Genomic DNA, 20,224 nt, shown 5'->3' on the forward strand with positions numbered 1-20,224 from the left:
GATCCGCGCGATATCCAGCATCCACACCAGCGGAATCACGATAATGGGGGCATGAGCGCACCCCGCATCCTCGTCGTCGACGACGAGCCGAACATCCGAGACCTGCTGATGACGAGCCTGAAGTTCGCCGGCTATCAGGTCAAGGCAGTCGCCAACGGCGCCTCGACGATCTCGGCAGTTCTCGAAGAGGAACCCGACCTCATCCTGCTCGACGTCATGCTCCCCGACATGAACGGCTTCAGCGTCACCAAGCGCCTGCGCGGCGCTGGGTACACCGCCCCGATCCTGTTCCTGACAGCCAAGGACGAGACCGAAGACAAGATCACGGGTCTGAACGCCGGCGGAGACGACTACGTCACCAAGCCCTTCAGTCTCGATGAAATCGTCGCACGCATCCAGGCCATCCTGCGTCGCACGATGCAGACCGACGAAGAGTCGGTCATCCGCGCCGGAGAGCTGACGATGGATCAGGACACGCACGATGTCTCGGTCGGGGATGTCTCGATCGACCTGAGTCCGACAGAGTTCAAGCTGCTGCGCTACCTGATGCTCAACCCGAACCGTGTGCTCTCGAAGTCGCAGATCCTCGACCACGTCTGGGAGTACGACTTCAACGGGGATGCCGGCATCGTCGAGAGCTACATCTCGTACCTGCGGCGCAAGATCGACCCGTACTCATCCGAGCCGCTCATCCAGACCAAACGTGGATTCGGCTACATGCTGAAGGCTGGCAAGTCGGCGTGAGGCACCCGTCAGAGTCGGTGTGAGCACTACGTCCGACAAGACCGACGCCGTCACCGGGTGGTGGCGCAGCCTCAGCCTGCGCGCGAAAGTGACAGGCGTTGCCGTGTCGATCCTGGCGCTCGGGCTGATCGCGACCGGCATCGGCACGACGGTGTTCCTGCGCAGCCAACTCTTGGCGAGCGTCGACACGCAGGTGTCGCAGCTCGCAGGCGCGGGCGTGAGTGCACTATTCGATATCGACCTTCTCGCTGATCCAGCCTTCGTTCCGAAGGCCGAGTCTGTTCCGACCGACTATTTCGTCGCCATCTACAACCAGGATGGCGACTTCATCGCGAGCGCCGGCGGCGGACGCCAGATCAATGAACCTGACTTTCCCGCGGAATACCTGCCGACCGAGACCTCGGTAACCCAGCAGCAGGAACCGTTCACGATCCCCGGCACGATCCCCGGCACAGAATTCCGCGCGGCATCCGCTCTCATCGAGGTCAAGGGCACCACGGTCTTCTACACGCAGATGATCGCGGTTCCGCTCACAACGGTGACTCAGACCCTCGCGACCTATCTCGGCATCTACAGCATCCTCTCCGTCATCACCGTCGTGCTCGGCGCCATCGCCATCCGGCTGCTCGTCACGCTCGCGTTCCGGAGCCTCACCCAGGTCGAGAACACGGCGATGGAGATCGCGGCCGGCGATTTCGGTCAGCGCATGACAGACATCGCCCCCGGCACCGAGGTCGGCAGACTCAAGACCGCGATCAACGCCATGCTCGGGCGCATCGACGCAGCGCTGGCCCAGCGAGATGCCACGGTGCGCCAGATGCGCCGGTTCGTCGGCGACGCGTCGCACGAGTTGCGGACGCCCCTGGTCACGGTTCGCGGCTACGCCGAGCTGTACCGGATGGGAGCCATCCGCACCGACCACGACGTCGCCCAGTCGATGGAGCGGATCGAGAAAGAGGCCATGCGCATGGGCCTGCTCGTGGAAGACCTCCTCGCCCTCGCCCGGCTCGATGAGCGCCGAGACATCGAGTTCGCCCCGGTCGACCTGCGACCGCTCGCGCGGGATGCCGCGCTCGATGTTCGCGCCGCCTCTCCCCAAAGACCTGTGGCTGTGATCGATACGACCATCGTCGAACCGACTGAGCCGCGTCCGCCGCAGACCGAAACCGACACCCTCGAGACACCCAAACGGCCACGGTCCGCCTTCAGCCGCGCGGGCTCCATCCTGCTGCGTCGCCGCCCGAGGGACGCGCGCGGCACGGCGCCGACCACCGAGCAGATCGTCATCGGACCCCTGGACCTCGGGCCATCGTCGTCGGCACCGGTTGCGCTCCCCCCGATCGTGCTCGGCGAAGAGAACCGCATCCGTCAGGTGATCACGAACCTCATCGGCAACGCTCGCCGGTTCACCGCTGAGGACTCCCCTATCGAGCTGCGCATCGGAGTGGATGCCGCGGCGCAGTCGGGCTGGATCGAGATCGTGGACCACGGTGAGGGAGTGCCGGATCAGATCAAGGACAAGATCTTCCAACGATTCTGGCGCGCCGATACGTCACGCACGCGAGAGACCGGCGGGTCCGGGCTCGGGTTGTCGATCGTCGCCTCGATCGTGGAATCGCTGCATGGCTCGGTACGGGTGATGGACACCCCCGGTGGCGGCGCGACCTTCCGTGTCGGATTCCCGCTCGCCAGACACCTCGACCCGGCCGATCACGCCTTCCTCGAAACGCAGCCGCTTGACCGCCTGCCGTCTGACCTGCGGAGCGACCCCCCGGCCTAAGCCCCGCCCACCTCGAAGGGCTCCTCCCCAGGACACGTACATCGGTGGCATGTACGAGTACGCGTGTTCCCCGGCGATTCAGTCCGAGCCGCGACCGTAGCGTGTCACCCACACTCACGACACCGGGAGGTTCTTGTGGCCGTCTATTCCGTCGACAGCGACGCGGTTTTCGCCGCAACGGCAGGTGTGCGGGCCACCGCAGACCGCGTTCGCGCCGAGACGCATACCATGCTCGCCCAGCTCACCGGCCTGCAATCACAGTGGACCGGCGCGGCATCGCTTGCCTTCGCCGGCGTCATCGACCAGTGGCGCGCAGCCAACGCACAGGTCGAAGAAGCCCTGGCCACGATCGGGGTCGCCCTTGAGACCGCAGGACACCAGTACGCGGATGCCGAACAGATGACCCTCGGCCTGTTCCGCTGATCGCACGAGAAACGACCGAAGGCCCCTCCGCATGGGAGGGGCCTTCGGCGTGAAATGCAGCAGGACTCAGAAGTCCATGCCGCCCGACGGGTCGGCGGGCATGGCCGGAGCCTTCTCGGGCTTGTCGGCGACGACGGCCTCGGTCGTGAGGAACAGCGCGGCAATCGACGCGGCGTTCTGCAGAGCCGAGCGGGTCACCTTGGCCGGGTCGATGATGCCCTGTGCGAACAGGTCACCGTACTCACCGGTCGCAGCGTTGAGGCCGAATCCGGGCTCGAGCTCGGAGACCTTGTTGGCCACAACACCGGGCTCCATGCCTGCGTTGAGGGCGATCTGCTTCAGCGGCGCCTCGATGGCAACGCGGACGATGTTCGCGCCCGTTGCCTCGTCACCGGTGAGCTCGAGAGTCTCGAACGCCTTCTTGCCGGCCTGGATGAGAGCGACGCCACCACCGGGGACGATGCCCTCCTCGACGGCTGCCTTCGCGTTGCGAACGGCGTCCTCGATGCGGTGCTTGCGCTCCTTGAGCTCGACCTCGGTAGCAGCTCCGGCCTTGATGACGGCAACGCCACCGGCGAGCTTCGCCAGGCGCTCCTGCAGCTTCTCGCGGTCGTAGTCGCTGTCGGTGTTGTCGATCTCACGACGGATCTGGGTCACGCGACCCTCGATGAGCGCGGCGTCGCCGGCACCCTCGACGATCGTGGTCTCGTCCTTCGTGATGATGACCTTGCGGGCGCGGCCGAGGAGGTCCAGCGTCGCGTTCTCGAGCTTGAGGCCCACCTCTTCGGTGATGACCTGGCCACCCGTGAGGATCGCGATGTCCTGCAGCTGAGCCTTGCGGCGGTCGCCGAAGCCGGGAGCCTTGACGGCAGCCGACTTGAAGATGCCGCGGATCTTGTTCAGCACGAGAGTCGCGAGAGCTTCGCCCTCGACGTCCTCAGCGATGATGAGGAGCTCCTTGCCGTCCTGGATCACCTTGTCGACGATCGGCAGCAGATCCTTGATGTTCGAGATCTTCTGGTTCGCGATCAGGATGTAGGGGTCTTCGAAGACCGCTTCCTGACGCTCGGGGTCGGTCACGAAGTAGGGGTTCAGGTAGCCCTTGTCGAAGCGCATACCCTCGGTCAGCTCGAGCTCGGTGCCGAACGTGTTCGACTCCTCGACCGTGACAACGCCTTCCTTGCCCACCTTGTCGATGGCCTCGGCGATCAGGGCGCCGATCTCGGGGTCAGCTGCAGAGATCGACGCGGTAGCGGCGATCTGCTCCTTGGACTCGACTTCCTTCGCACCAGCGAGCAGCTCATCGGTGACGGCCTTGACGGCCTTCTCGATGCCCTTCTTGAGCGAAATCGGGTCGGCGCCGGCCGCGACGTTGCGCAGGCCCTCGCGCACGAGCGCCTGAGCGAGCACGGTTGCGGTCGTGGTGCCGTCACCGGCGACGTCGTCGGTCTTCTTGGCGACTTCCTTGACGAGTTCCGCGCCGATCTTCTCGTACGGGTCGTCGAGCTCGATCTCCTTGGCGATCGAAACGCCGTCGTTCGTGATGGTGGGGGCTCCCCACTTCTTCTCGAGCACGACGTTGCGGCCGCGGGGGCCGAGCGTCACCTTGACGGCGTCGGCGAGGGTGTTCAGGCCGCGCTCGAGGCCGCGACGGGCCTCCTCGTCGAAAGCGATCATCTTTGCCATGTGTGTCGTCCCTCCCGGACGGGGCTAGGTCTTAGCACTCACCGATCTGGAGTGCTAACCCATTCTGGCACTCGCCCATGGGGAGTGCAAGCCGCGCGCGACGAAGACGACGAAGAGACGGATGCCGCGGCATCCGTCTCTTCGGAAACTCAGTCGACGCGGTCTCTAGACCACGCGGACCGACTCCGCCTGCGGGCCCTTCTGGCCCGTCCCGACGGTGAATTCGACCTTCTGTCCCTCTTCGAGAACACGGAAACCGGTCATGTCGATGTTCGAGTAATGGACGAACACGTCTTGACCGTCATCGACGGTGATGAAGCCGTATCCCTTCTCGGCGTTGAACCACTTCACGGTGCCTTGGGCCATGGGTACTCCTGATGCTGGTAGGACACCGTCATCGTATGCACCGGAATCGACCCGAAACGATCGCCGGGCGAAGTATTGACACGCGCGTCTTCACCTTGTTACGGCCCGGAAACACGCGGGCCGCGCCGGTCAGTTCGTCGGCTCGGGAGTGGGGACACCGGCCGCGGTTCGGTCGAGGCCGATGACGATCGTGAGTTGCTTCGTGGCGCCTTCGTCGGCCTCGGTCGCGGGGTCGTCGGTCGGCTGATAAATGGTGCTTTGCGCAACCGCGGCCCCGCCGATGACGTTCGCGAGCCCCAAGGCTGCCGCGTAGTCGGCGTCCGTCGCGTAGTAGACCGTCGTCTCGGGGAAGTCGTCGGTTCCGGCCTGCCCGGCCAGAACGGTCTCGGGGACCCACCCGGCTGCGATGAGCTGGTCTTTCAGCTGCGTGGCAAGCCCGGTCTCGGGCGTCGCGTTGAGAATCAGGATCGAATAGGACGTGTCGACGACGGGGTCCACCGTGACCGTCGGGGTCGGTTCGGGAGCGGGTTCAGGAAACAGCACGATGCGCCCCGAAACCACGAACATTGCGAAGATACCGACAGCGATCAGGATGACGGTGGCCAGCGCCGCCCAGAAGAAGACGACTCCGCCGCGCATGTGTGGCTGCTCCGCGCGGTGCGCACCGACCCGACCGACGTCCTCGGGCAGGTCGTCGAATCGATCGCGCGGGAACTCGGAGGTCGGCATCAGACGATCGTACCGATGCCGCCTACCGAAACCGTGCGTGTCCGCCCGGCAGAGTCCCCGCTCGCTGGACCGGAGCGCTTGCTTCCCCGGGCGCTCTCCCGGAGCCTGCGCAGTCGTCCCATGAGCAGCGGGTCGTATGCCTGCGCATCGACCGAATCCAGCATCCGCACCAGCAACTGGTAGTAGCGGGCCGGCGACATACCTAACGTCTGGCGGATCTGCTCTTCTTTTGCCCATCCGCGAAGCCGACACGACGACTCGAAGTCGAGGATCGCGCGCTCACGCTCGTTCAGGGGCACGGTGAGAGGTTATCGGCGAGCGCCGACATCCGGTGCGCGCCACTCCACCCACGCGCCGAGTGGGTCGACGACGGCGAGCGCGCGCTCGTCCATACCCAAGACGAAGCCGGGCCAACTCGCAGCATCCGCACCCCAGCGGTCGTGGAGCCCAGGCGGATCGATCGAGAGCCAGTGCGTGCCGGGGCGGGCGGAGCGAACTGCGTCTATGTGGTTGCAGAGCTGTATGCGTCCGGCCCGGGCGATGTGGGGCAGCACCCCGGGCGTGGTCACGACCAGCGCGGCGTCGCCGGGTGCTTCGGCTGCAAGCTCCGCGAGGATGCCGTCGGCGGTGGCGTCTCCTGACATGAGCGTCGGGGGTTCCCCACGCACGACGTCGAGCGCCGCGACGATCCGCTCGCGTCGCCCCTGCTCCCCCGGCCAGACGAGCGAGGTCAGAAACCGTCGGTCGATGTCGGATGCCGCGTCCAGTGGCGCCAGGTCGATACCGGCACGCCACACGACCTCCGGCAGACGCAGACGTGGCAGGCCCCGGGCGCCGCTACGAAGCACAACGGGCGATGGGCCACCGGCCGGGTCGAGGTCCTGTCCGTTCTCGTACCGGTACGAGTAGCGATCGGGGTAGAGACACAGGCCTGCGCTCGCACCGACCTCGAGGAGTGCGATCGGGCCGTCGATGAGGCTCAGCGCGGGCAGGAGAGCCGCGCATCGCAGCGGTTCGTTGGTCTGCAGCCCGCGCGCGACGCACTCGGCCGCGACCTCGTCGATGTTGGCCGCCAGCCACTGCGCCCACGCCGCGTAGCCGCCCTCCGCCGCTCCCAGCATCCTGGTCACCGCGAACACGAGCGGAGGCTGTCGCCGATCGGCGGGGATACGCGCGAGCAGCAGCTGCGTGTCAGTATCGGCCGCCACGCCTGAGGCCCATTCCTCATACAGATCAGAGCGGCCCGGCGCTTCCTCGGCCGCGAAACGGCGGTATCGCTCAGCGACGCGGCCGGCCTCGGCATCCGGGGATGACACCATGCCCCCATTCTGGAACAGGCCGCATCCGGTCGGTGCCGCATCCCGGGTCACCTCCCTCCTCCTATCCCTCGTCGCAACGGCGAACGACACGCACGACACGCCGGCAGCGGATGCCACGAGCCGGGGTGTCGCACGGATGCTGCGCCGTTGCGACCGAGGCTGGCGCGCCGGATTCACGGCCAATCTGCGACGTCGAGCGGAACAGTCCGTCACGACTTCGTGTTGACTTGGGTAAGGAGGAACAATGTCCTATCGCACCGAGAAGTCCGAGTCCGAGTGGCGCGCAGAGCTCAGCGCCGATCAGTACGCGGTGTTGCGCGAAGCAGCAACCGAGCGTCCCTGGACCGGTGAGCTGCTCGACGAGAGTCGCGCCGGCCTGTACGCCTGCGCCGCCTGCGGAAACGAGCTGTTCAAGAGTGGCACGAAGTTCGACTCGCACTGCGGGTGGCCGAGCTTCTACGAGTCGGTTCGCCCCGAAGCTGTCGAACTCATCGAAGACCGCACCCACGGCATGGTGCGCACCGAGGTGCGGTGTGCCCAGTGCGGCTCCCACCTCGGGCACGTCTTCCCCGACGGGTTCGGCACGCCCACGGGCGACCGCTACTGCATGAACTCGATTGCGCTGAGCTTCACACCCGAAGAGTCCTGACGGCCCGCCGGCCTCACGCTCGCGCCCCGGGCCGCGCGTGAGGCCACGGCACGACCACGATGGCAACCGATACGACGGCGACGAGAGCCACCAACACCTCGTGTCCCAGGCCGGGGCTCGCCGGCGCCGGCCAGATCGCATCCAGAACAAGAGCCGTCGCGAGCTGCCCGACCACCGAGCCGAGCACGAGCAACAGGACGCCCGTCCGGCGCACAAGAGCAGAAGATAGCAGGATGTAGCCGACTCCCAGCGCTCCGCCCGTGTAGGGCCACGGATCGCTCGGCCACCGCTCAGGCAACCCGACGACCGCAACGTGAACGGCAGCGATCAGCACGAGTGCGATCGTTCCGCCGACGAAGTTGACCGCCGTCGCAGCTATCGCTGAGCCGGTCGCGCCGCGAAGCCGACCGTTCGTGGCCTGCTGCCAGGCAACGCCGCCCCCGGCGAGGAACGGCAAGAGCAGCATCCACCAGGGAACGCCGGTGAGGTTTCCGCCGGTCACCGATATCCCCACGGCGAGAAGGGCGACGGCGCCGCCGACGACGCGCCGAATCGTGACCGGCACCACGCCGGACGGACCGTAACCGATGCGGTCGATCACGACGCCGAAGACGATCTGACCTGCCACGAATCCGACCGTGAACAGGGACACACCGATGATGCCCGCGGTGATGCTCTGGCTGGACACTGTGAAGGCTCCCGCAAGGCCGCCCGCCAGCATCCACCATCGGATGCCGCCACCGCGGATGCCATCACGCAGCGCGCCGAGCCCGCGGCGGCCCGCGGGCGTGAGTGCGGCGATGACGGCGATGAGCACGAGGCCGGAACCGAACGAGAACGCCGCTGCGAGAGTGCTGTCGTCAATGCGGTGACCGAGTTGCCCGTTCGCCCGAACCTGGAGCGCCGTGAGCGCACCGACGAGGGCAGTACCGAGGAGCCCGAGGGCCGTCGCTGCTCTGCCGGACGTCACCGGTTCATTCTGCCGGACGGGGCGGGTGTGGAGCCGACGACGGGACGTGAACCCGTAACCGCCCGATGACAACGTCGAGTCGGCATCCGATCGCGACGCCCGCTAGATGTCGAAGTGTGTGGAGCCGACGACGGGACTTGAACCCGTAACCGCCCGATTACAAGTCGGGTGCGCTACCAATTGCGCCACGTCGGCAGAGCGCCCAGTCTATCGGGGCGCCGAGGTGCTCCCCGTCTCAGGGGGTGGGCGTCGGTGTCGGCGACGGGGTCTGGTAGTACGCGTCGGAATCGATCGTCAGCACGAACTGGGCAAACTCTTTCGGGTTGTCGAGCGCACCCACGTAGACGGATCCGTTGACGAGCACGAGCGGTGTGCCGGTGAGCTGCACGCCGTCGGTGTCGGGGATCGCCTCGACCGCTCGTTCCGTTGCCTTCTTGGCCCACGAAAGGAAGTCGCCGTTTTCGATGCACGCCCGCACGACCTTAGGGCTTGAAACACCGGATGCCTGCGCAATGTCGGCAAGTTCGGTGTCGGAGTATCCGTCCGCGTCGACATCCGGCTGCTGCTCGAGCAACGCATTGTTGAACTTGAAGAACGCTTCGGGGGCGTGGGTGGCAACGCACGCGGACGCCGCCGCGGCGCGCAGTGAGTACTTCGTGCCGTTGGACTTCGCTGTGAGCATCGCCACCGGGTAGTAGGTCAGGCTGACCGCGCCCTCGTTGACCCACGTCGACAGCTGCGCCGCGTTGGCAAGCTGGAACTCGGCTGAGCCGGTCGAGAGGTAGTCGACGTAAACCCGGACCTCGATCTCGGGAGCCTCGGTGGCGACAGGTGTCGGTTCGGGCGTCGCACTGGTGGTCGCGCCGGCCTCCGTAGATGTGCTGTCATCGACGCCCTCCTGCGCGACGACCGCACCGCCGACGTCGGTCACCGCGAAACCGTCGGCCTTGGCCGCAGCGGGACTGAGCGCACTCGTCGAGGTGGTCGAGGTGACTGCCCACGTGACCGACACAGCAACGACGGCGACCACGGCGACGATTCCGACGCCGATGATGCCGGCACGGATGCGGCGCGCTCGCGTCTGCTTCGCGTGAACCATCTGCGCCTTCTCGCGGACCGCTTCGCGACGGTCGCGAGCCTCGGGCGCCGTGGGCTGTTCGCCGCTGGGCGTCTGATCGCTCGACATGAAACCTCTTCACACAACAAGGGGTCGGGCGTACCCGACAGGGGGCCGTGGCGTCGGCCGGGGGGTGTCGCTCAGGTGACGACCACCGCCCACGATGCTAGCCAGAGAGCCTGGGAAAAGCCCAGACATGGCAGCGCTTCGGGTGTGACTTCGCCTGGAGAACCAGCACCGCTCGAGGTGAATCTACTCGTCGGCTTCTTCCTGTTTGCCGCGCATCACCAGAAGGGGATCGGGAGTCCCCACGACGTCGAGATCCTTGTCGTCGTAGTCGAACTGCCCGAGGAAGAACTTCATCGCGTTGACCCGCGCGCGTTTCTTGTCGTTGGAACGGATGATCGTCCACGGCGCATACTTCTTGTCGGTGCGGCGGAACATCTCCTCCTTCGCGACCGTGTACTCGGTCCACTTGTTCAGCGAGGCGATGTCCATCGGCGAGAGCTTCCAGCGCCGCACCGGATCGAGCTGACGCAGCGCGAACCGCGTGCGCTGTTCGGTACGTGAGACCGAGAACCAGAACTTCGTCAGATGGATGCCGGACTCCACCAGCATCCGTTCGAACGACGGGGTCTGTTCCATGAAGGTCTCGTACTCGGCATCCGAGCAGAACCCCATCACCCGCTCGACGCCCGCTCGGTTGTACCAGGATCTGTCGAACATGACGATCTCGCCGGCGGTCGGGAAGTGCTGGATGTAACGCTGGTAGTACCACTGTCCGTGCTCGCGATCGCTGGGCTTTGCCAGCGCAACGACGCGCGCAGACCGCGGGTTGAGGTGTTCGGTGAACCGCTTGATCGTGCCGCCCTTACCCGCGGCATCCCGACCCTCGAACAGGATGATGGCCCGGCCACCGGTGTCTTCGAGCCAGTACTGGAACTTCAGCAGTTCGACCTGCAGACGATACTTCTCGAGTTCGTAGTCGTCCCGGGTCATCCGGTCCGCATACGGATACCCCTCCTGCCACGTGTAGACGGGGTTGCCCTGGGGGTCGATCAGGTCGGGGTCTGGGGTGTGCCCGTCGCGCACGGTGTAGCCGTTCTCGCGCAGGTACTCGATGTAGGCCCGCATATCGCCGGCGGGGACGTTCTCGAACATGGCAGCCTCCGACGGCGCGGTTCGCATCGTCCGCGCCGTGTTCGCATTCTCACCCACGAGAGGGCGAAGCACGAGCCGTGGCGCCACGTCGGGGTGAACATCAGGTGACGATCGCACCCGCCGCCCCGGCGACCTGCCGTGTAAGGCTGGGGTCATGAGAATCGTGGTGACCGGCTCGACCGGAAAGCTCGGAAGTGTCGTCGTTCGAGAACTGAGCGCGGCGGGGCACGAGGTGATCGGCTTCGACATCTCGGGCCGCCCCCAGCCGGGCTTCCTGCAGGTCGACCTCACCGATTACGGGCAGGTGATCGACGCCCTCGCGGGCCTCGGCGATCGCGACGAGCGGGGGCTGGATGCCGTCGTTCACCTCGCCGCTATCCCGGCACCCGGCATCCGTTCGGAGGTCGCGGTCTTCCACAACAACATGGCGGCGACGTTCAACGTCTTCTGGGCCAGCGTCAGGCTCGGCATCCGTCGCCTCGTCTACGCCTCCAGCGAGACCGTTCTGGGCCTGCCCTTCGACGTGCCGCCGCCGTACGTTCCGGTCGACGAGGAGTACGAGCCGCGCCCCGAGAGCGTGTATTCGCTCGTGAAGACCCTCGAAGAGCGGATGGCCCGGGAGCTCGTGCGGTGGCATCCGGATCTGTCGATCACGGCGCTGCGGTTCTCGAACGTTATGGTTCCGGAGGATTACGCCGCCTTCCCCGGCTTCGACGAAGACGCACGGGCCCGCAAATGGAATCTGTGGGGCTACATCGATGCGCGCGACGGGTCGCAGGCCATCGCGCGTGCACTCACGGTCGCACCCGTCGGGTTCGAGCAGTACATCATCGCCGCGGCCGACACCGTGATGTCGCGTCCGAACGCTGAGCTTCTGGCCGAGGTCTTCCCCGATGTGCCGGTCGCCCGCGAGGTCGGCCCGAACGAGACACTGCTGTCGATCGAGAAGGCCAGACGGATGCTGGGCTACGCGCCACAGCACTCCTGGCGCGACGGCCACTGACGGCGGGGCCCGCTCGGTGGCCGCTCCCAGGTGGGAGTGGCATACTGAGCGATGCGCCCGATGACGGGCGTGCGGGCCAAGCCCCCGCTCATCCTCACAACGGATCGTCCGGCACGTACCTGCCGGTGAAGGAGAAGAAGAAATGGCGTCAGTCACCTTTGACAACGCAACCCGCCTCTACCCTGGCGGAACCCGCCCGGCAGTCGACAAGCTCAACCTCGAAGTGGGCGACGGCGAGTTCCTCGTTCTGGTCGGCCCCTCGGGTTGCGGTAAGTCCACCTCGCTGCGCATGCTCGCCGGCCTCGAAGAGGTCAACTCGGGCCACATCCGCATCGGCGAGCGCGACGTCACCGACGTTCCGCCGAAGGACCGCGACATCGCGATGGTGTTCCAGAACTACGCGCTGTACCCCCACATGACGGTCGCCGAGAACATGGGCTTCGCCCTGAAGATCGCCGGCGTCAACAAGGATGAGCGCGCCTCGCGCGTTCTCGAGGCAGCCAAGCTCCTCGACCTCGAGCAGTACCTCGACCGTAAGCCCAAGGCGCTCTCGGGTGGTCAGCGTCAGCGTGTCGCCATGGGCCGCGCCATCGTGCGTCAGCCCCAGGTATTCCTCATGGACGAGCCGCTGTCGAACCTCGACGCGAAGCTGCGTGTGCAGACCCGTACGCAGATCGCGTCGCTGCAGCGACGCCTCGGCGTCACGACCGTCTACGTGACCCACGACCAGACCGAAGCCCTCACGATGGGTGACCGGATCGCGGTCCTCAAGGACGGCATCCTGCAGCAGGTCGGCAGCCCGCGTGACCTGTACGAGGCCCCGAAGAACGTGTTCGTCGCCGGCTTCATCGGCTCCCCCGCCATGAACCTCTTCCCGGTCGACGTCGTCGAGGGCGGTGTCAACTTCGGCACACACCTGGTCCCTGTCGAGCGCGATGTGCTCGCCAAGGCCACCGGTAAGGAGCTGACGATCGGCGTCCGCCCCGAGGACATCGACGTGTCCCCTGCCGATGGCAAGGGCCTCTCGGTGGTCGTGGACCTCGTGGAAGAGCTCGGCGCCGACGGCTACCTGTATGGCCACTCGGAGATCGACGGCAAGCGGACGGACATCGTCGCTCGCGTCGACGGCCGTAACCACCCGAACGCGGGCGAGACCGTCGTGTTGGCGCCGATTCTCGACCACGTTCACCTGTTCGACATCGAGTCGGGCGAGCGCTTGTCCGAGAAGGCCGTCGCCTCGGCCTGATCACCAGTACCTCGTGACGGCGCGGATGTCTCAGACGTCCGCGCCGTCACGCACGTAAGCCCCGGATGCGGAGAAACGGATGTCGTCCACGCAGCTCTCGATCACCGCGAGCACCGTCGACCCTGGCCTTCTGACCCTGCCGTGGTCGGTGCCGCTCGTGGAGTGGCCGTCCGAGACGATCGTGTCGCTCCCGAAGGGCATCTCACGACACACCGTGCGGTTTGCGAGTCTGTCGGGCCGTGTGGTGGCCATCAAGGAGACCACCGAGGAGATGGCGCGGCGTGAATATGACATGCTCGGCAACCTCGACCGGCTGGATGCGCCGTGCGTCGACCGTGTTGCCGTGATCGCCGGGCGCCGTGACGAGAACGGCGAACCGTTGCCGGCTGCCCTGGTGACCTCTCATCTGAAGTTCTCCCTCCCCTACCGGGCGCTGTTCACGCAGGTCCTGCGACCGACAACGGCAACCCGCCTCGTCGACGCCCTCGCGGTGCTCCTGGTCCGCCTCCACAATGTCGGATTCTTCTGGGGCGACGTGTCGCTGTCGAACACACTCTTCCGCCGCGATGCTGGAGCCTTCGCGGCGTACCTCGTTGATGCCGAGACCGGTGAGCTGCACGAGAGCGGGCTCACGGCAGGGCAGCGCGAGCATGACCTTGACGTGGCGCGCACCAACATCGCCGGCGAGATCATGGATCTGGAGGCCGGGGGGCGTCTTGAGGGCGGGGTGGATGCCGTTGAGATCGCCGACGGCATCATGAGCGCTTACCGGTCGCTGTGGCGCGAGCTCACCGAGATCGAGACGTTCGAAGCGCGCGAAGCCTGGCGCATCACCGAGCGCGTCGAACGACTCAACGAGCTCGGCTTCGATATCGGCGAGATGTCGATGCAGACGACAGCCGACGGTACCCGAGTGTCCATCCAGCCGAAGGTCGTGGATGCCGGACACCACCAGCGTCGCCTCATCCGTCTCACCGGGCTCGACGTCGAGGAGAACCAGGCTCGGCGACTGCTCAACGACCTCGACGAGTTCCAGGCGCGCGGCTCACGCGCGGGCGATGACGAAGAGATGGTCGCCCACGAGTGGCTCACCCGGGTCTTCGAGCCCGTCATCCGGGCAATCCCCTTCGACCTGCGCTCCAAGCTCGAACCGGCTGAGGTGTACCACCAGTTCCTCGAGCACCGGTGGTACATGTCGCAGGCCCGCGGGCAGTCGGTCCCCGTTGCCGAGGCCGTCACCAGCTACATCGACGATGTGCTGAGATTCCGCCGCGACGAAGCAACGGTGATGGGCCCGCCCACCGACACCCTCGCCATCCCGATCGTGACGGATGCCATCCCGATCAGTTCCAGCCCGTCAACCGGTCCGACCGACTGGCGCGACCTAGTTTGAGATGCGTCGGCTCAGTAGCCGACGGTGAAGCGGCCGCGCACGTGCTGCGGGTTCTCGATCTCATCGAGCACCGCGACGGCGAGGTCTGCTCCCGAGATGAAGGATTCGCCGTCGGCATCCGTGACGATGACGTCACCGCCGGTGCGGTAGGTCCCCGTGCGCTCCCCCGGGTTCCACGCGCCGAAGCCACCGGCCGGGTGGATGAAGAACCAGTCACGACCAGAGGTGTCGGCCTGCAGATCCTCCAGGATGTCGATGGCCTCCTGCGCTTCGGGTTTGAACTCTTCGGGGAAGCCGCTGTCGATCACACGCGGCCCACCGGGAGCGACGAGGCTCCCGCCGGCACCACCGATGATGCCGATGCGCACGTCGCCGGGGAGCACCGACAGCAACTGCTGGATCGCAGGGCGCACCTTGCCGAGCATGTCTCCGCGACCGGGGATCGCGTTGACGATGACATCGACGCCTGCGAGCTCCGCAACAAGACCCGGGATATCGAGCAGGGTCCCCTCGATGTACGTGGCACCGTGGACCCGCTCTGCCGGCGCGACCCGCGCGACGGAAACAACAGTGTGACCGCGATCAACCGCTTCCTTCACGATGTGTGATCCGGCGTAGCCGGTTCCTCCGAGTACTGCGATGCGGGCCATGGTGATCCTTCCGTCGATGGAGCGGCAGAGGGCCGCCCGGGGAACCAACCCCGGGCGCTGCTCGCCGTACTCCATCTTCGCGCGGATGCAAGTCCCGCGCGAAGCAGCACTCAGATGAGGATCGAGACCGGGTTCTCGATCCGGCGCTGGAAAGCGGCAAGCCATTGCGCCGCCAGAGCACCGTCGAGCACCCGGTGATCGGCCGAGAGCGTCACGGTCATCATCGTCGCGACCTCGATGGTGTCATCAGCACCCACGACCGGCCGTTTCTCCGCCACACCGACAGCGAGGATGCCTGCCTGGGGTGGGTTCAGGATCGCGGAGAACTCGCTGATCCCGTACATCCCGAGGTTCGACACCGAGAACGAGCCGCCCTCGAGTTCGTGCTGCTTGATCCGCCCGGCACGGGCACGGTCGGCGAGGTCACGGACCGTGGCGCTCAGTTCGCTCAGCGGCATCCGATCGACTCCGCGCACGACGGGTGTGAGAAGACCCCCGTCGACCGATACTGCTACCGCGATGTCCACCGAAGAGAACCGCCGCGTCGCATCGGGTGTCCAGATCGCGTTGGCTTCGGGGACCTCACGCAGGGCGGCGACAGCTTTCACGACCAGATCGTTGACCGACACCTTGCCGACGTCTGCCACGTTGATCTGGCGACGCAGCTCGAGCAGCGCGTCCACCCGGCAGTGCGCGACGAGGTAGAAGTGCGGCACCGTCGTCTTGCTTTCGGTCAGTCGACGCGCGATGGCGCGCCGCATACCGGTGTGTGGGATGTCGGTGAACGGCGCGTCTATGGACGCCACGACAGGTGCCGCGGCGGGCTCGGCTGCCACGGAGACGGCGGGTGCGCCGTCGAGGTCGCGCCGCACGATGCGCCCGTTGGGCCCCGTGCCCTCGATCGTGGCGAGGTCGATGTCTCGCTCGCGCGCGAGGCGCCGAACCAGGGGCGTTGCGAAGATCCGCGCTTGCGAGGATCGGGCACCGGCCGATCCATCGCCGGGCTCGAGGTCGACAGATGCGGCCACTCCCGTCTGCGTACCTGCCTGAGCAGCATCCGCGGAGCGTGTCTGCTGCGGCGGCGCGGCCTCGGGCGTCGTTTCGTCGGGCGCTCCGTCGACCGGCCGTGACCGCGCGTTCAAGGCTCCCGCGGCAGCGATCGCCTCATCTGCCGATTCACCGGGCGCCCCGAGAACCGCGATCGACGAACCAACACTCGTGGACTCGCCCTCGGCGATGAGAAGAGCGGCAACGACGCCGGCTTCCTCGGCCTCGTATTCGACGACGGCCTTCTCGGTCTCGATCTCGGCGATGGGCTGCCCCTTGGCTACCTCATCGCCGACGGCGACCAGCCACGTTTGCACGGCGGCGACTCCTGTACCGGTGGCGATCTCGGGCATGCGGATGATCGTCGCCATCATCGGCCTCCCCACGCGGCACGGACCCGGTCGAGCCCGGCGATGACCTCCTCGGTCCGCGCGATGGCGGCGCGCTCGAGCACCCGGGAGATGCTGGGGCTCGCTTCGCCTCCCGTCACTCGCTCGACGGGCTGGTCGAGCCAGTCGAACAAGCGGCGCTGGATCTCGTCGGCAAGCCACGCACCGTAGGAGGTGCCGCGAGCGCCCTGTTCGACGATGAGGACGGCGTTCGTCTTGCGCACACTCTCTTCGATGGTCGTCCAGTCCAGCGAGGCTCGGTCGAGCCATCGTAGGTCGATGACCTCCGCGTCGATGCCGGTCTGCTCGACGGCCTCGAGCGTGTGCCCGACCATCGAGAGGTAGCTGAGGATCGTGACGTCCGACCCTTCGCGGCGCACCGCAGCATGACCGGGGGGCAGAATGCCGTCGAGCTCACCCTCGGGCACGGCGGATGCTGTGTTGTACAGATCGACGTGTTCGATCACGAGCACCGGGTCATCCAGCGCGAGCGCCGCGTTCATGAGACCGACGTAGTCCGCCGCGGTCGAGGGCGCAACGATCCGCCATCCGGGTGCGGTCGCGAACAGACCAGCCGGATCCATCAGGTGTTGCGAGCCGTATCCCGACCCCATCGCGACCTTGGTTCGCAACACGAGCGGAACAGGGTTGTCCCCGCCGAACATGTGCCGCGCCTTGCCGACCTGATTGAAGACCTGGTCAGCCGCCACCCACATGAAGTCGGGATACATGAACTCCACGACCGGTCGGAACCGCCCGTCCAGCGCCAGTCCACCAGCGAGCCCGAAGAAGCCGTTCTCACTGATCGGTGTACCCACGACCCGATCCGGGAATCGATCCGCCAATCCCTTCGTCGCGCCGTTCGTCCCGCCCTTGAGTCGGTGGACATCCTCGCCGAGCACCACGATCCGCTCATCGGTTTCCATCCGTCGGGCCATGACCTCCGCAACGGCGTCGACGAACGTGATCTCGCGTGTCGCCGGCGCGTCGAGGATGGGCAGATCCGCCAACTCACTGGCATCCCCGCGGATGCCGACATCGACGAAGCTCGGATCCGGCCACAGCTCGGGACGGATGCGGCGCCGCCCCTCCCGCTCCGGGTCGGTCTCAACGAGCGCGGCCACTGCTGCTTCCATCGCCGCCTGCGATCGTGCGCGCAGCTGCGCCACGTCGTCGTCGGTGATCTGACCGAGCTTGTGCATCTCGGCAGCAACCCGGGTCAGCGGATCGCGATCACGCCACTGGGCTTCTTCCTGCTTGGTGCGGTAGCCGAACGCGCTTCCTGGGTAGGGGCCGTTCTGATGGAAGTAGCGATAGACCTCGGCCTCGATGATGGTGGCGCCCCCACCGGCGCGCATGCGCTCGGCAGCCTCGGCCATCGCGAGGTGGACAGCGAGCGGATCCATCCCGTCCACCCGCCAGCCGGGGATAGAGAAGCCCTGCCCCCGCACCGAGAGGCGCGTGTCAGCGGTGATCTCATCAACGTGGGTTGACACCGCGTACATGTTGTTCTCGATGAAGAAGCAAACCGGCAGCTTCCAGGCAGACCCGAGATTCATCGATTCCAGCACGGAGCCGATCTGGCTCGCTCCGTCACCGAAGTAGTTGACGGTCAGGTCAGTGGTGCCGGCGTGCTTTTGGGCCCACGCGTTACCCGTGGCCATCGGTGCGCCTCCTCCCACGATCGCGTTGGTACCGAGAGCTCCCGCTTCAAACCACTGCAGGTGCATCGATCCCCCGCGCCCACGGCAGTAGCCCTGCGCCAGACCCAGAATCTCGGCGAGTGTTCGCTGCAGAACCGTCTGAATCGCGGGCGTGACAGGATCGCGGGGGTCGATCCTGGCCCCCGTGACGTGCGTCAACGCTTTGGCGAGGAACTGGTGATGGCCTCGGTGTGATCCGTTCACAGCATCCGTCGAGCGCAGGCCGACGATCGAACCAACAGCCCCGCCCTCCTGACCGATGCTCGAGTGGGCAGGCCCGTGGACGAGACCCTCGGCCGCGAGCGCAAGGACCGTCTCTTCGAAGGCCCTGATGAGGTGCAGTTCCGCGAGCATCGTCCCGAGCAGAGCCGGGTCGACGGCCTTCCAGTCGGCGGCGGTCGTCGTCAGCTGAATCCAGTCGGTGCCGGTTTCCAGTCGTCTGCGTCGCGGCATTTCGCCCATCCTCGCGTCGTTGCGTGTTCAGACCGTTTGTCTGCTGAGACTGTACGGCTGATTGCATCCAATCTCAAGCCTGAGCGATATGAATCGGGCCCCTCATTGAGCATTCGCCGGGTATCTGGATACAATCGGGCGACGGCGCCTGTGAGCAAGGAGGTTCTCATGGCCCTCCCCGGAGTTCGCGGGCTCGACCACATCGGGTTCACCGTTCCCGACCTCGATGAGGCCCACGCCTTTCTCGTCGATGTCCTCGGCGCGATCCACGTGTACACCCTGGACGCCAAGCGGTCGGACGACGACTGGATGGCTGTCCACCTCGGCGTACACCCGCGCACCGAGATTCGCGAGATCCGCTTCTATCGCCTCGGTTTCGGAACCAACCTTGAGGTGTTCCAGTACGACAGCGCTGACGGACAGGCCCCGCAGCCGCGCAACAGCGACATCGGAGGTCACCACCTCGCGCTCTACGTCGACGACATGGATGCCGCGGTGAGCTACCTGCGCGAGCATGGCATCGAGATCATGGGCGATCCGGTCGCCAGCGCCGGAGCATCGGCCGGTCAACGGTGGGTGTACTTCCGCAGCCCCTGGGGCATGCAGTTCGAACTCGTGAGCTTCCCGACAGGCAAGGCCTACGAGGCCACGGCGGCGACCCTCCTGTGGCACCCGAAAGACCCCAGCCGATGACCACTGCCCCACCGACCCTCGACGGGCCACGCAGCCGCGACGGCGACGCTCACGCGCGCATCGCCGACGGCATCCGTCGCGGGATCATCGACGGCACGCGTCCTCCCGGCAGCCGCATCCTTCAGGAGGATCTGGCTGCACGATATGGTGCGAGTCGGGTGCCGGTGCGGGAGGCGATCCGGCAGCTCGAGTACGAAGGGTTGCTGACGGTGGTCCCTAACGCGGGAGCCTGGGTGTCGACGATGACCCTCGCCGAGTGTGAAGAGATCTATCGGATGCGGGAGCGCCTCGAGCCGCTGCTGTTGTCGTATAGCGCCCCTCGCCTCACCGACGACGAGATCGGCGCGCTTGCCGAACTCGCGGATCGGATCAGTGACACCGGTGACGACACCGACGCCTTCCTTGACCTCGACGCTGCGTTCCATCACGCCAGCTATGCCGCAGCCGAGACGACTCACCTCACCGACCTCGTGGTGCGCCTGTGGAATCTCACCGCACCGTATCGGCGCAGCTATGTCTCTTCGTGGACTCCCGACGCCCGCCGTATCGCTCACGAAGAGCATCACCTCATCGTCGCCGCCCTACGCGATCGTGACACCGAGGAAGCCGAACGAGTCCTCGGTGGACACATCCGCCGCACCCGCCGCCAGCTCGCCCGGACGCCGGAGATCTTCTCGCTCAGCGCCGGCTAGACCTCGCCGCG

At 66.4% G+C, this 20,224-nt stretch carries 20 protein-coding genes and 1 tRNA gene; 9 read left to right on the plus strand and 12 right to left on the minus strand.

Annotated elements, in window-relative coordinates; genetic code table 11:
• Positions 1-51 precede the first annotated feature (51 nt).
• From AB0O89_RS11615 to AB0O89_RS11625, 3 genes are all read left to right on the plus strand, one after another.
• A complete protein-coding gene (locus AB0O89_RS11615) occupies positions 52-744 on the plus strand; it encodes a response regulator transcription factor (protein WP_228176863.1) in 693 nt (230 codons plus the stop codon).
• Between the two features lie 19 nt (positions 745-763).
• The gene (locus AB0O89_RS11620; protein WP_363497668.1) at positions 764-2,524 is read left to right on the plus strand and encodes a HAMP domain-containing sensor histidine kinase; all 1,761 of its coding nucleotides are present in this window, start codon (positions 764-766) and stop codon (positions 2,522-2,524) included.
• A gap of 135 nt (positions 2,525-2,659) precedes the next feature.
• Complete coding sequence (locus tag AB0O89_RS11625) at positions 2,660-2,947, plus strand: WXG100 family type VII secretion target (protein ID WP_300591404.1); 288 nt, start codon at positions 2,660-2,662, stop codon at positions 2,945-2,947.
• Between the two features lie 66 nt (positions 2,948-3,013).
• On the opposite strand, the gene groL is transcribed toward AB0O89_RS11625, so the two are convergent.
• From groL to AB0O89_RS11650, 5 genes are all read right to left on the minus strand, one after another.
• Positions 3,014-4,633 carry a chaperonin GroEL gene (gene groL, locus AB0O89_RS11630; protein ID WP_341579297.1) on the minus strand — a complete coding sequence of 540 codons (1,620 nt, stop codon included), beginning with the start codon at positions 4,631-4,633 and terminating at the stop codon, positions 3,014-3,016.
• Between the two features lie 165 nt (positions 4,634-4,798).
• Positions 4,799-4,999 carry a cold-shock protein gene (locus AB0O89_RS11635; protein ID WP_228176859.1) on the minus strand — a complete coding sequence of 67 codons (201 nt, stop codon included), beginning with the start codon at positions 4,997-4,999 and terminating at the stop codon, positions 4,799-4,801.
• A 129-nt stretch (positions 5,000-5,128) separates the two neighbouring features.
• Positions 5,129-5,728, minus strand: coding sequence for a LytR C-terminal domain-containing protein (locus AB0O89_RS11640; RefSeq protein WP_331791636.1), 600 nt, complete (start codon positions 5,726-5,728; stop codon positions 5,129-5,131).
• Positions 5,728-6,027, minus strand: coding sequence for a DUF3263 domain-containing protein (locus tag AB0O89_RS11645; protein WP_300591406.1), 300 nt, complete (start codon positions 6,025-6,027; stop codon positions 5,728-5,730). Before AB0O89_RS11645 ends, AB0O89_RS11640 begins: the two co-directional genes overlap by 1 nt.
• A 9-nt stretch (positions 6,028-6,036) precedes the next feature.
• Positions 6,037-7,047, minus strand: a complete 1,011-nt coding sequence (locus tag AB0O89_RS11650; RefSeq protein ID WP_300591407.1) for a DUF2332 domain-containing protein — start codon at positions 7,045-7,047, stop codon at positions 6,037-6,039.
• Positions 7,048-7,291: 244 nt separating this feature from the next.
• Between AB0O89_RS11650 and msrB the strand changes: the two genes are divergently transcribed.
• Positions 7,292-7,696 carry a peptide-methionine (R)-S-oxide reductase MsrB gene (msrB, locus tag AB0O89_RS11655; protein WP_363497675.1) on the plus strand — a complete coding sequence of 135 codons (405 nt, stop codon included), beginning with the start codon at positions 7,292-7,294 and terminating at the stop codon, positions 7,694-7,696.
• Between the two features lie 13 nt (positions 7,697-7,709).
• Here msrB and AB0O89_RS11660 read toward each other — a convergent pair whose 3' ends face one another.
• From AB0O89_RS11660 to ppk2, 4 genes are all read right to left on the minus strand, one after another.
• A complete protein-coding gene (locus AB0O89_RS11660) occupies positions 7,710-8,666 on the minus strand; it encodes a DMT family transporter (RefSeq protein WP_363497678.1) in 957 nt (318 codons plus the stop codon).
• A gap of 119 nt (positions 8,667-8,785) precedes the next feature.
• A tRNA-Thr gene (locus tag AB0O89_RS11665) sits at positions 8,786-8,861 on the minus strand.
• Between the two features lie 40 nt (positions 8,862-8,901).
• A complete protein-coding gene (locus AB0O89_RS11670; protein ID WP_363497681.1) occupies positions 8,902-9,852 on the minus strand; it encodes a thioredoxin domain-containing protein in 951 nt (316 codons plus the stop codon).
• A gap of 183 nt (positions 9,853-10,035) precedes the next feature.
• The gene (ppk2, locus tag AB0O89_RS11675) at positions 10,036-10,944 is read right to left on the minus strand and encodes a polyphosphate kinase 2 (RefSeq protein WP_363497684.1); all 909 of its coding nucleotides are present in this window, start codon (positions 10,942-10,944) and stop codon (positions 10,036-10,038) included.
• A gap of 154 nt (positions 10,945-11,098) precedes the next feature.
• Between ppk2 and AB0O89_RS11680 the strand changes: the two genes are divergently transcribed.
• The 3 genes from AB0O89_RS11680 (at position 11,099) to AB0O89_RS11690 (ending at position 14,586) form a co-directional block, all read left to right on the plus strand.
• The gene (locus AB0O89_RS11680) at positions 11,099-11,947 is read left to right on the plus strand and encodes an NAD(P)-dependent oxidoreductase (RefSeq protein ID WP_300591240.1); all 849 of its coding nucleotides are present in this window, start codon (positions 11,099-11,101) and stop codon (positions 11,945-11,947) included.
• A 142-nt stretch (positions 11,948-12,089) separates the two neighbouring features.
• Positions 12,090-13,193 (plus strand): sn-glycerol-3-phosphate ABC transporter ATP-binding protein UgpC, encoded by a 1,104-nt coding sequence (gene ugpC / locus AB0O89_RS11685; RefSeq protein WP_292709123.1) that lies wholly within the window; start codon positions 12,090-12,092, stop codon positions 13,191-13,193.
• A 79-nt stretch (positions 13,194-13,272) separates the two neighbouring features.
• Complete coding sequence (locus tag AB0O89_RS11690; RefSeq protein WP_292709125.1) at positions 13,273-14,586, plus strand: DUF4032 domain-containing protein; 1,314 nt, start codon at positions 13,273-13,275, stop codon at positions 14,584-14,586.
• Positions 14,587-14,597: 11 nt separating this feature from the next.
• On the opposite strand, the gene AB0O89_RS11695 is transcribed toward AB0O89_RS11690, so the two are convergent.
• From AB0O89_RS11695 to AB0O89_RS11705, 3 genes are all read right to left on the minus strand, one after another.
• Entirely contained in the window at positions 14,598-15,236 is a 639-nt protein-coding gene (locus AB0O89_RS11695) for an NAD(P)H-binding protein (protein WP_363497689.1), read from the minus strand.
• A 110-nt stretch (positions 15,237-15,346) separates the two neighbouring features.
• On the minus strand, positions 15,347-16,654 hold the full coding sequence (locus AB0O89_RS11700) for a dihydrolipoamide acetyltransferase family protein (protein WP_363497692.1): 1,308 nt from the start codon (positions 16,652-16,654) through the stop codon (positions 15,347-15,349).
• Entirely contained in the window at positions 16,654-18,828 is a 2,175-nt protein-coding gene (locus AB0O89_RS11705) for a thiamine pyrophosphate-dependent enzyme (protein ID WP_363497695.1), read from the minus strand. The genes AB0O89_RS11700 and AB0O89_RS11705 overlap by 1 nt, the downstream gene beginning before the upstream one ends.
• Positions 18,829-18,996: 168 nt before the next feature.
• Between AB0O89_RS11705 and AB0O89_RS11710 the strand changes: the two genes are divergently transcribed.
• Together AB0O89_RS11710 and AB0O89_RS11715 are read left to right on the plus strand one after the other, a co-directional pair.
• Positions 18,997-19,521, plus strand: a complete 525-nt coding sequence (locus tag AB0O89_RS11710) for a VOC family protein (RefSeq protein ID WP_363497698.1) — start codon at positions 18,997-18,999, stop codon at positions 19,519-19,521.
• Positions 19,518-20,213, plus strand: coding sequence for a GntR family transcriptional regulator (locus AB0O89_RS11715; RefSeq protein WP_363497701.1), 696 nt, complete (start codon positions 19,518-19,520; stop codon positions 20,211-20,213). The genes AB0O89_RS11710 and AB0O89_RS11715 overlap by 4 nt, the downstream gene beginning before the upstream one ends.
• Positions 20,214-20,224 lie beyond the last annotated feature (11 nt).

Origin of the sequence: Microbacterium sp. NPDC076895 (assembly GCF_040687115.1) — a bacterium.
GTDB lineage: Bacteria > Actinomycetota > Actinomycetes > Actinomycetales > Microbacteriaceae > Microbacterium.

Bases quoted from the DNA above. Each gene is read 5' to 3' on its own strand.
- AB0O89_RS11615 (WP_228176863.1), top strand. From the start codon at position 52: ATGAGCGCACCCCGCATCCTCGTCGTCGACGACGAGCCGAACATCCGA.
- groL (WP_341579297.1), bottom strand. From the start codon at position 4,633: ATGGCAAAGATGATCGCTTTCGACGAGGAGGCCCGTCGCGGCCTCGAG.
- AB0O89_RS11635 (WP_228176859.1), bottom strand. From the start codon at position 4,999: ATGGCCCAAGGCACCGTGAAGTGGTTCAACGCCGAGAAGGGATACGGC.
- AB0O89_RS11640 (WP_331791636.1), bottom strand. From the start codon at position 5,728: ATGCCGACCTCCGAGTTCCCGCGCGATCGATTCGACGACCTGCCCGAG.
- AB0O89_RS11650 (WP_300591407.1), bottom strand. From the start codon at position 7,047: ATGGTGTCATCCCCGGATGCCGAGGCCGGCCGCGTCGCTGAGCGATAC.
- msrB (WP_363497675.1), top strand. From the start codon at position 7,292: ATGTCCTATCGCACCGAGAAGTCCGAGTCCGAGTGGCGCGCAGAGCTC.
- AB0O89_RS11670 (WP_363497681.1), bottom strand. From the start codon at position 9,852: ATGTCGAGCGATCAGACGCCCAGCGGCGAACAGCCCACGGCGCCCGAG.
- ppk2 (WP_363497684.1), bottom strand. From the start codon at position 10,944: ATGTTCGAGAACGTCCCCGCCGGCGATATGCGGGCCTACATCGAGTAC.
- AB0O89_RS11680 (WP_300591240.1), top strand. From the start codon at position 11,099: ATGAGAATCGTGGTGACCGGCTCGACCGGAAAGCTCGGAAGTGTCGTC.
- ugpC (WP_292709123.1), top strand. From the start codon at position 12,090: ATGGCGTCAGTCACCTTTGACAACGCAACCCGCCTCTACCCTGGCGGA.
- AB0O89_RS11690 (WP_292709125.1), top strand. From the start codon at position 13,273: ATGTCGTCCACGCAGCTCTCGATCACCGCGAGCACCGTCGACCCTGGC.
- AB0O89_RS11695 (WP_363497689.1), bottom strand. From the start codon at position 15,236: ATGGCCCGCATCGCAGTACTCGGAGGAACCGGCTACGCCGGATCACAC.
- AB0O89_RS11700 (WP_363497692.1), bottom strand. From the start codon at position 16,654: ATGGCGACGATCATCCGCATGCCCGAGATCGCCACCGGTACAGGAGTC.
- AB0O89_RS11705 (WP_363497695.1), bottom strand. From the start codon at position 18,828: ATGCCGCGACGCAGACGACTGGAAACCGGCACCGACTGGATTCAGCTG.
- AB0O89_RS11710 (WP_363497698.1), top strand. From the start codon at position 18,997: ATGGCCCTCCCCGGAGTTCGCGGGCTCGACCACATCGGGTTCACCGTT.
- AB0O89_RS11715 (WP_363497701.1), top strand. From the start codon at position 19,518: ATGACCACTGCCCCACCGACCCTCGACGGGCCACGCAGCCGCGACGGC.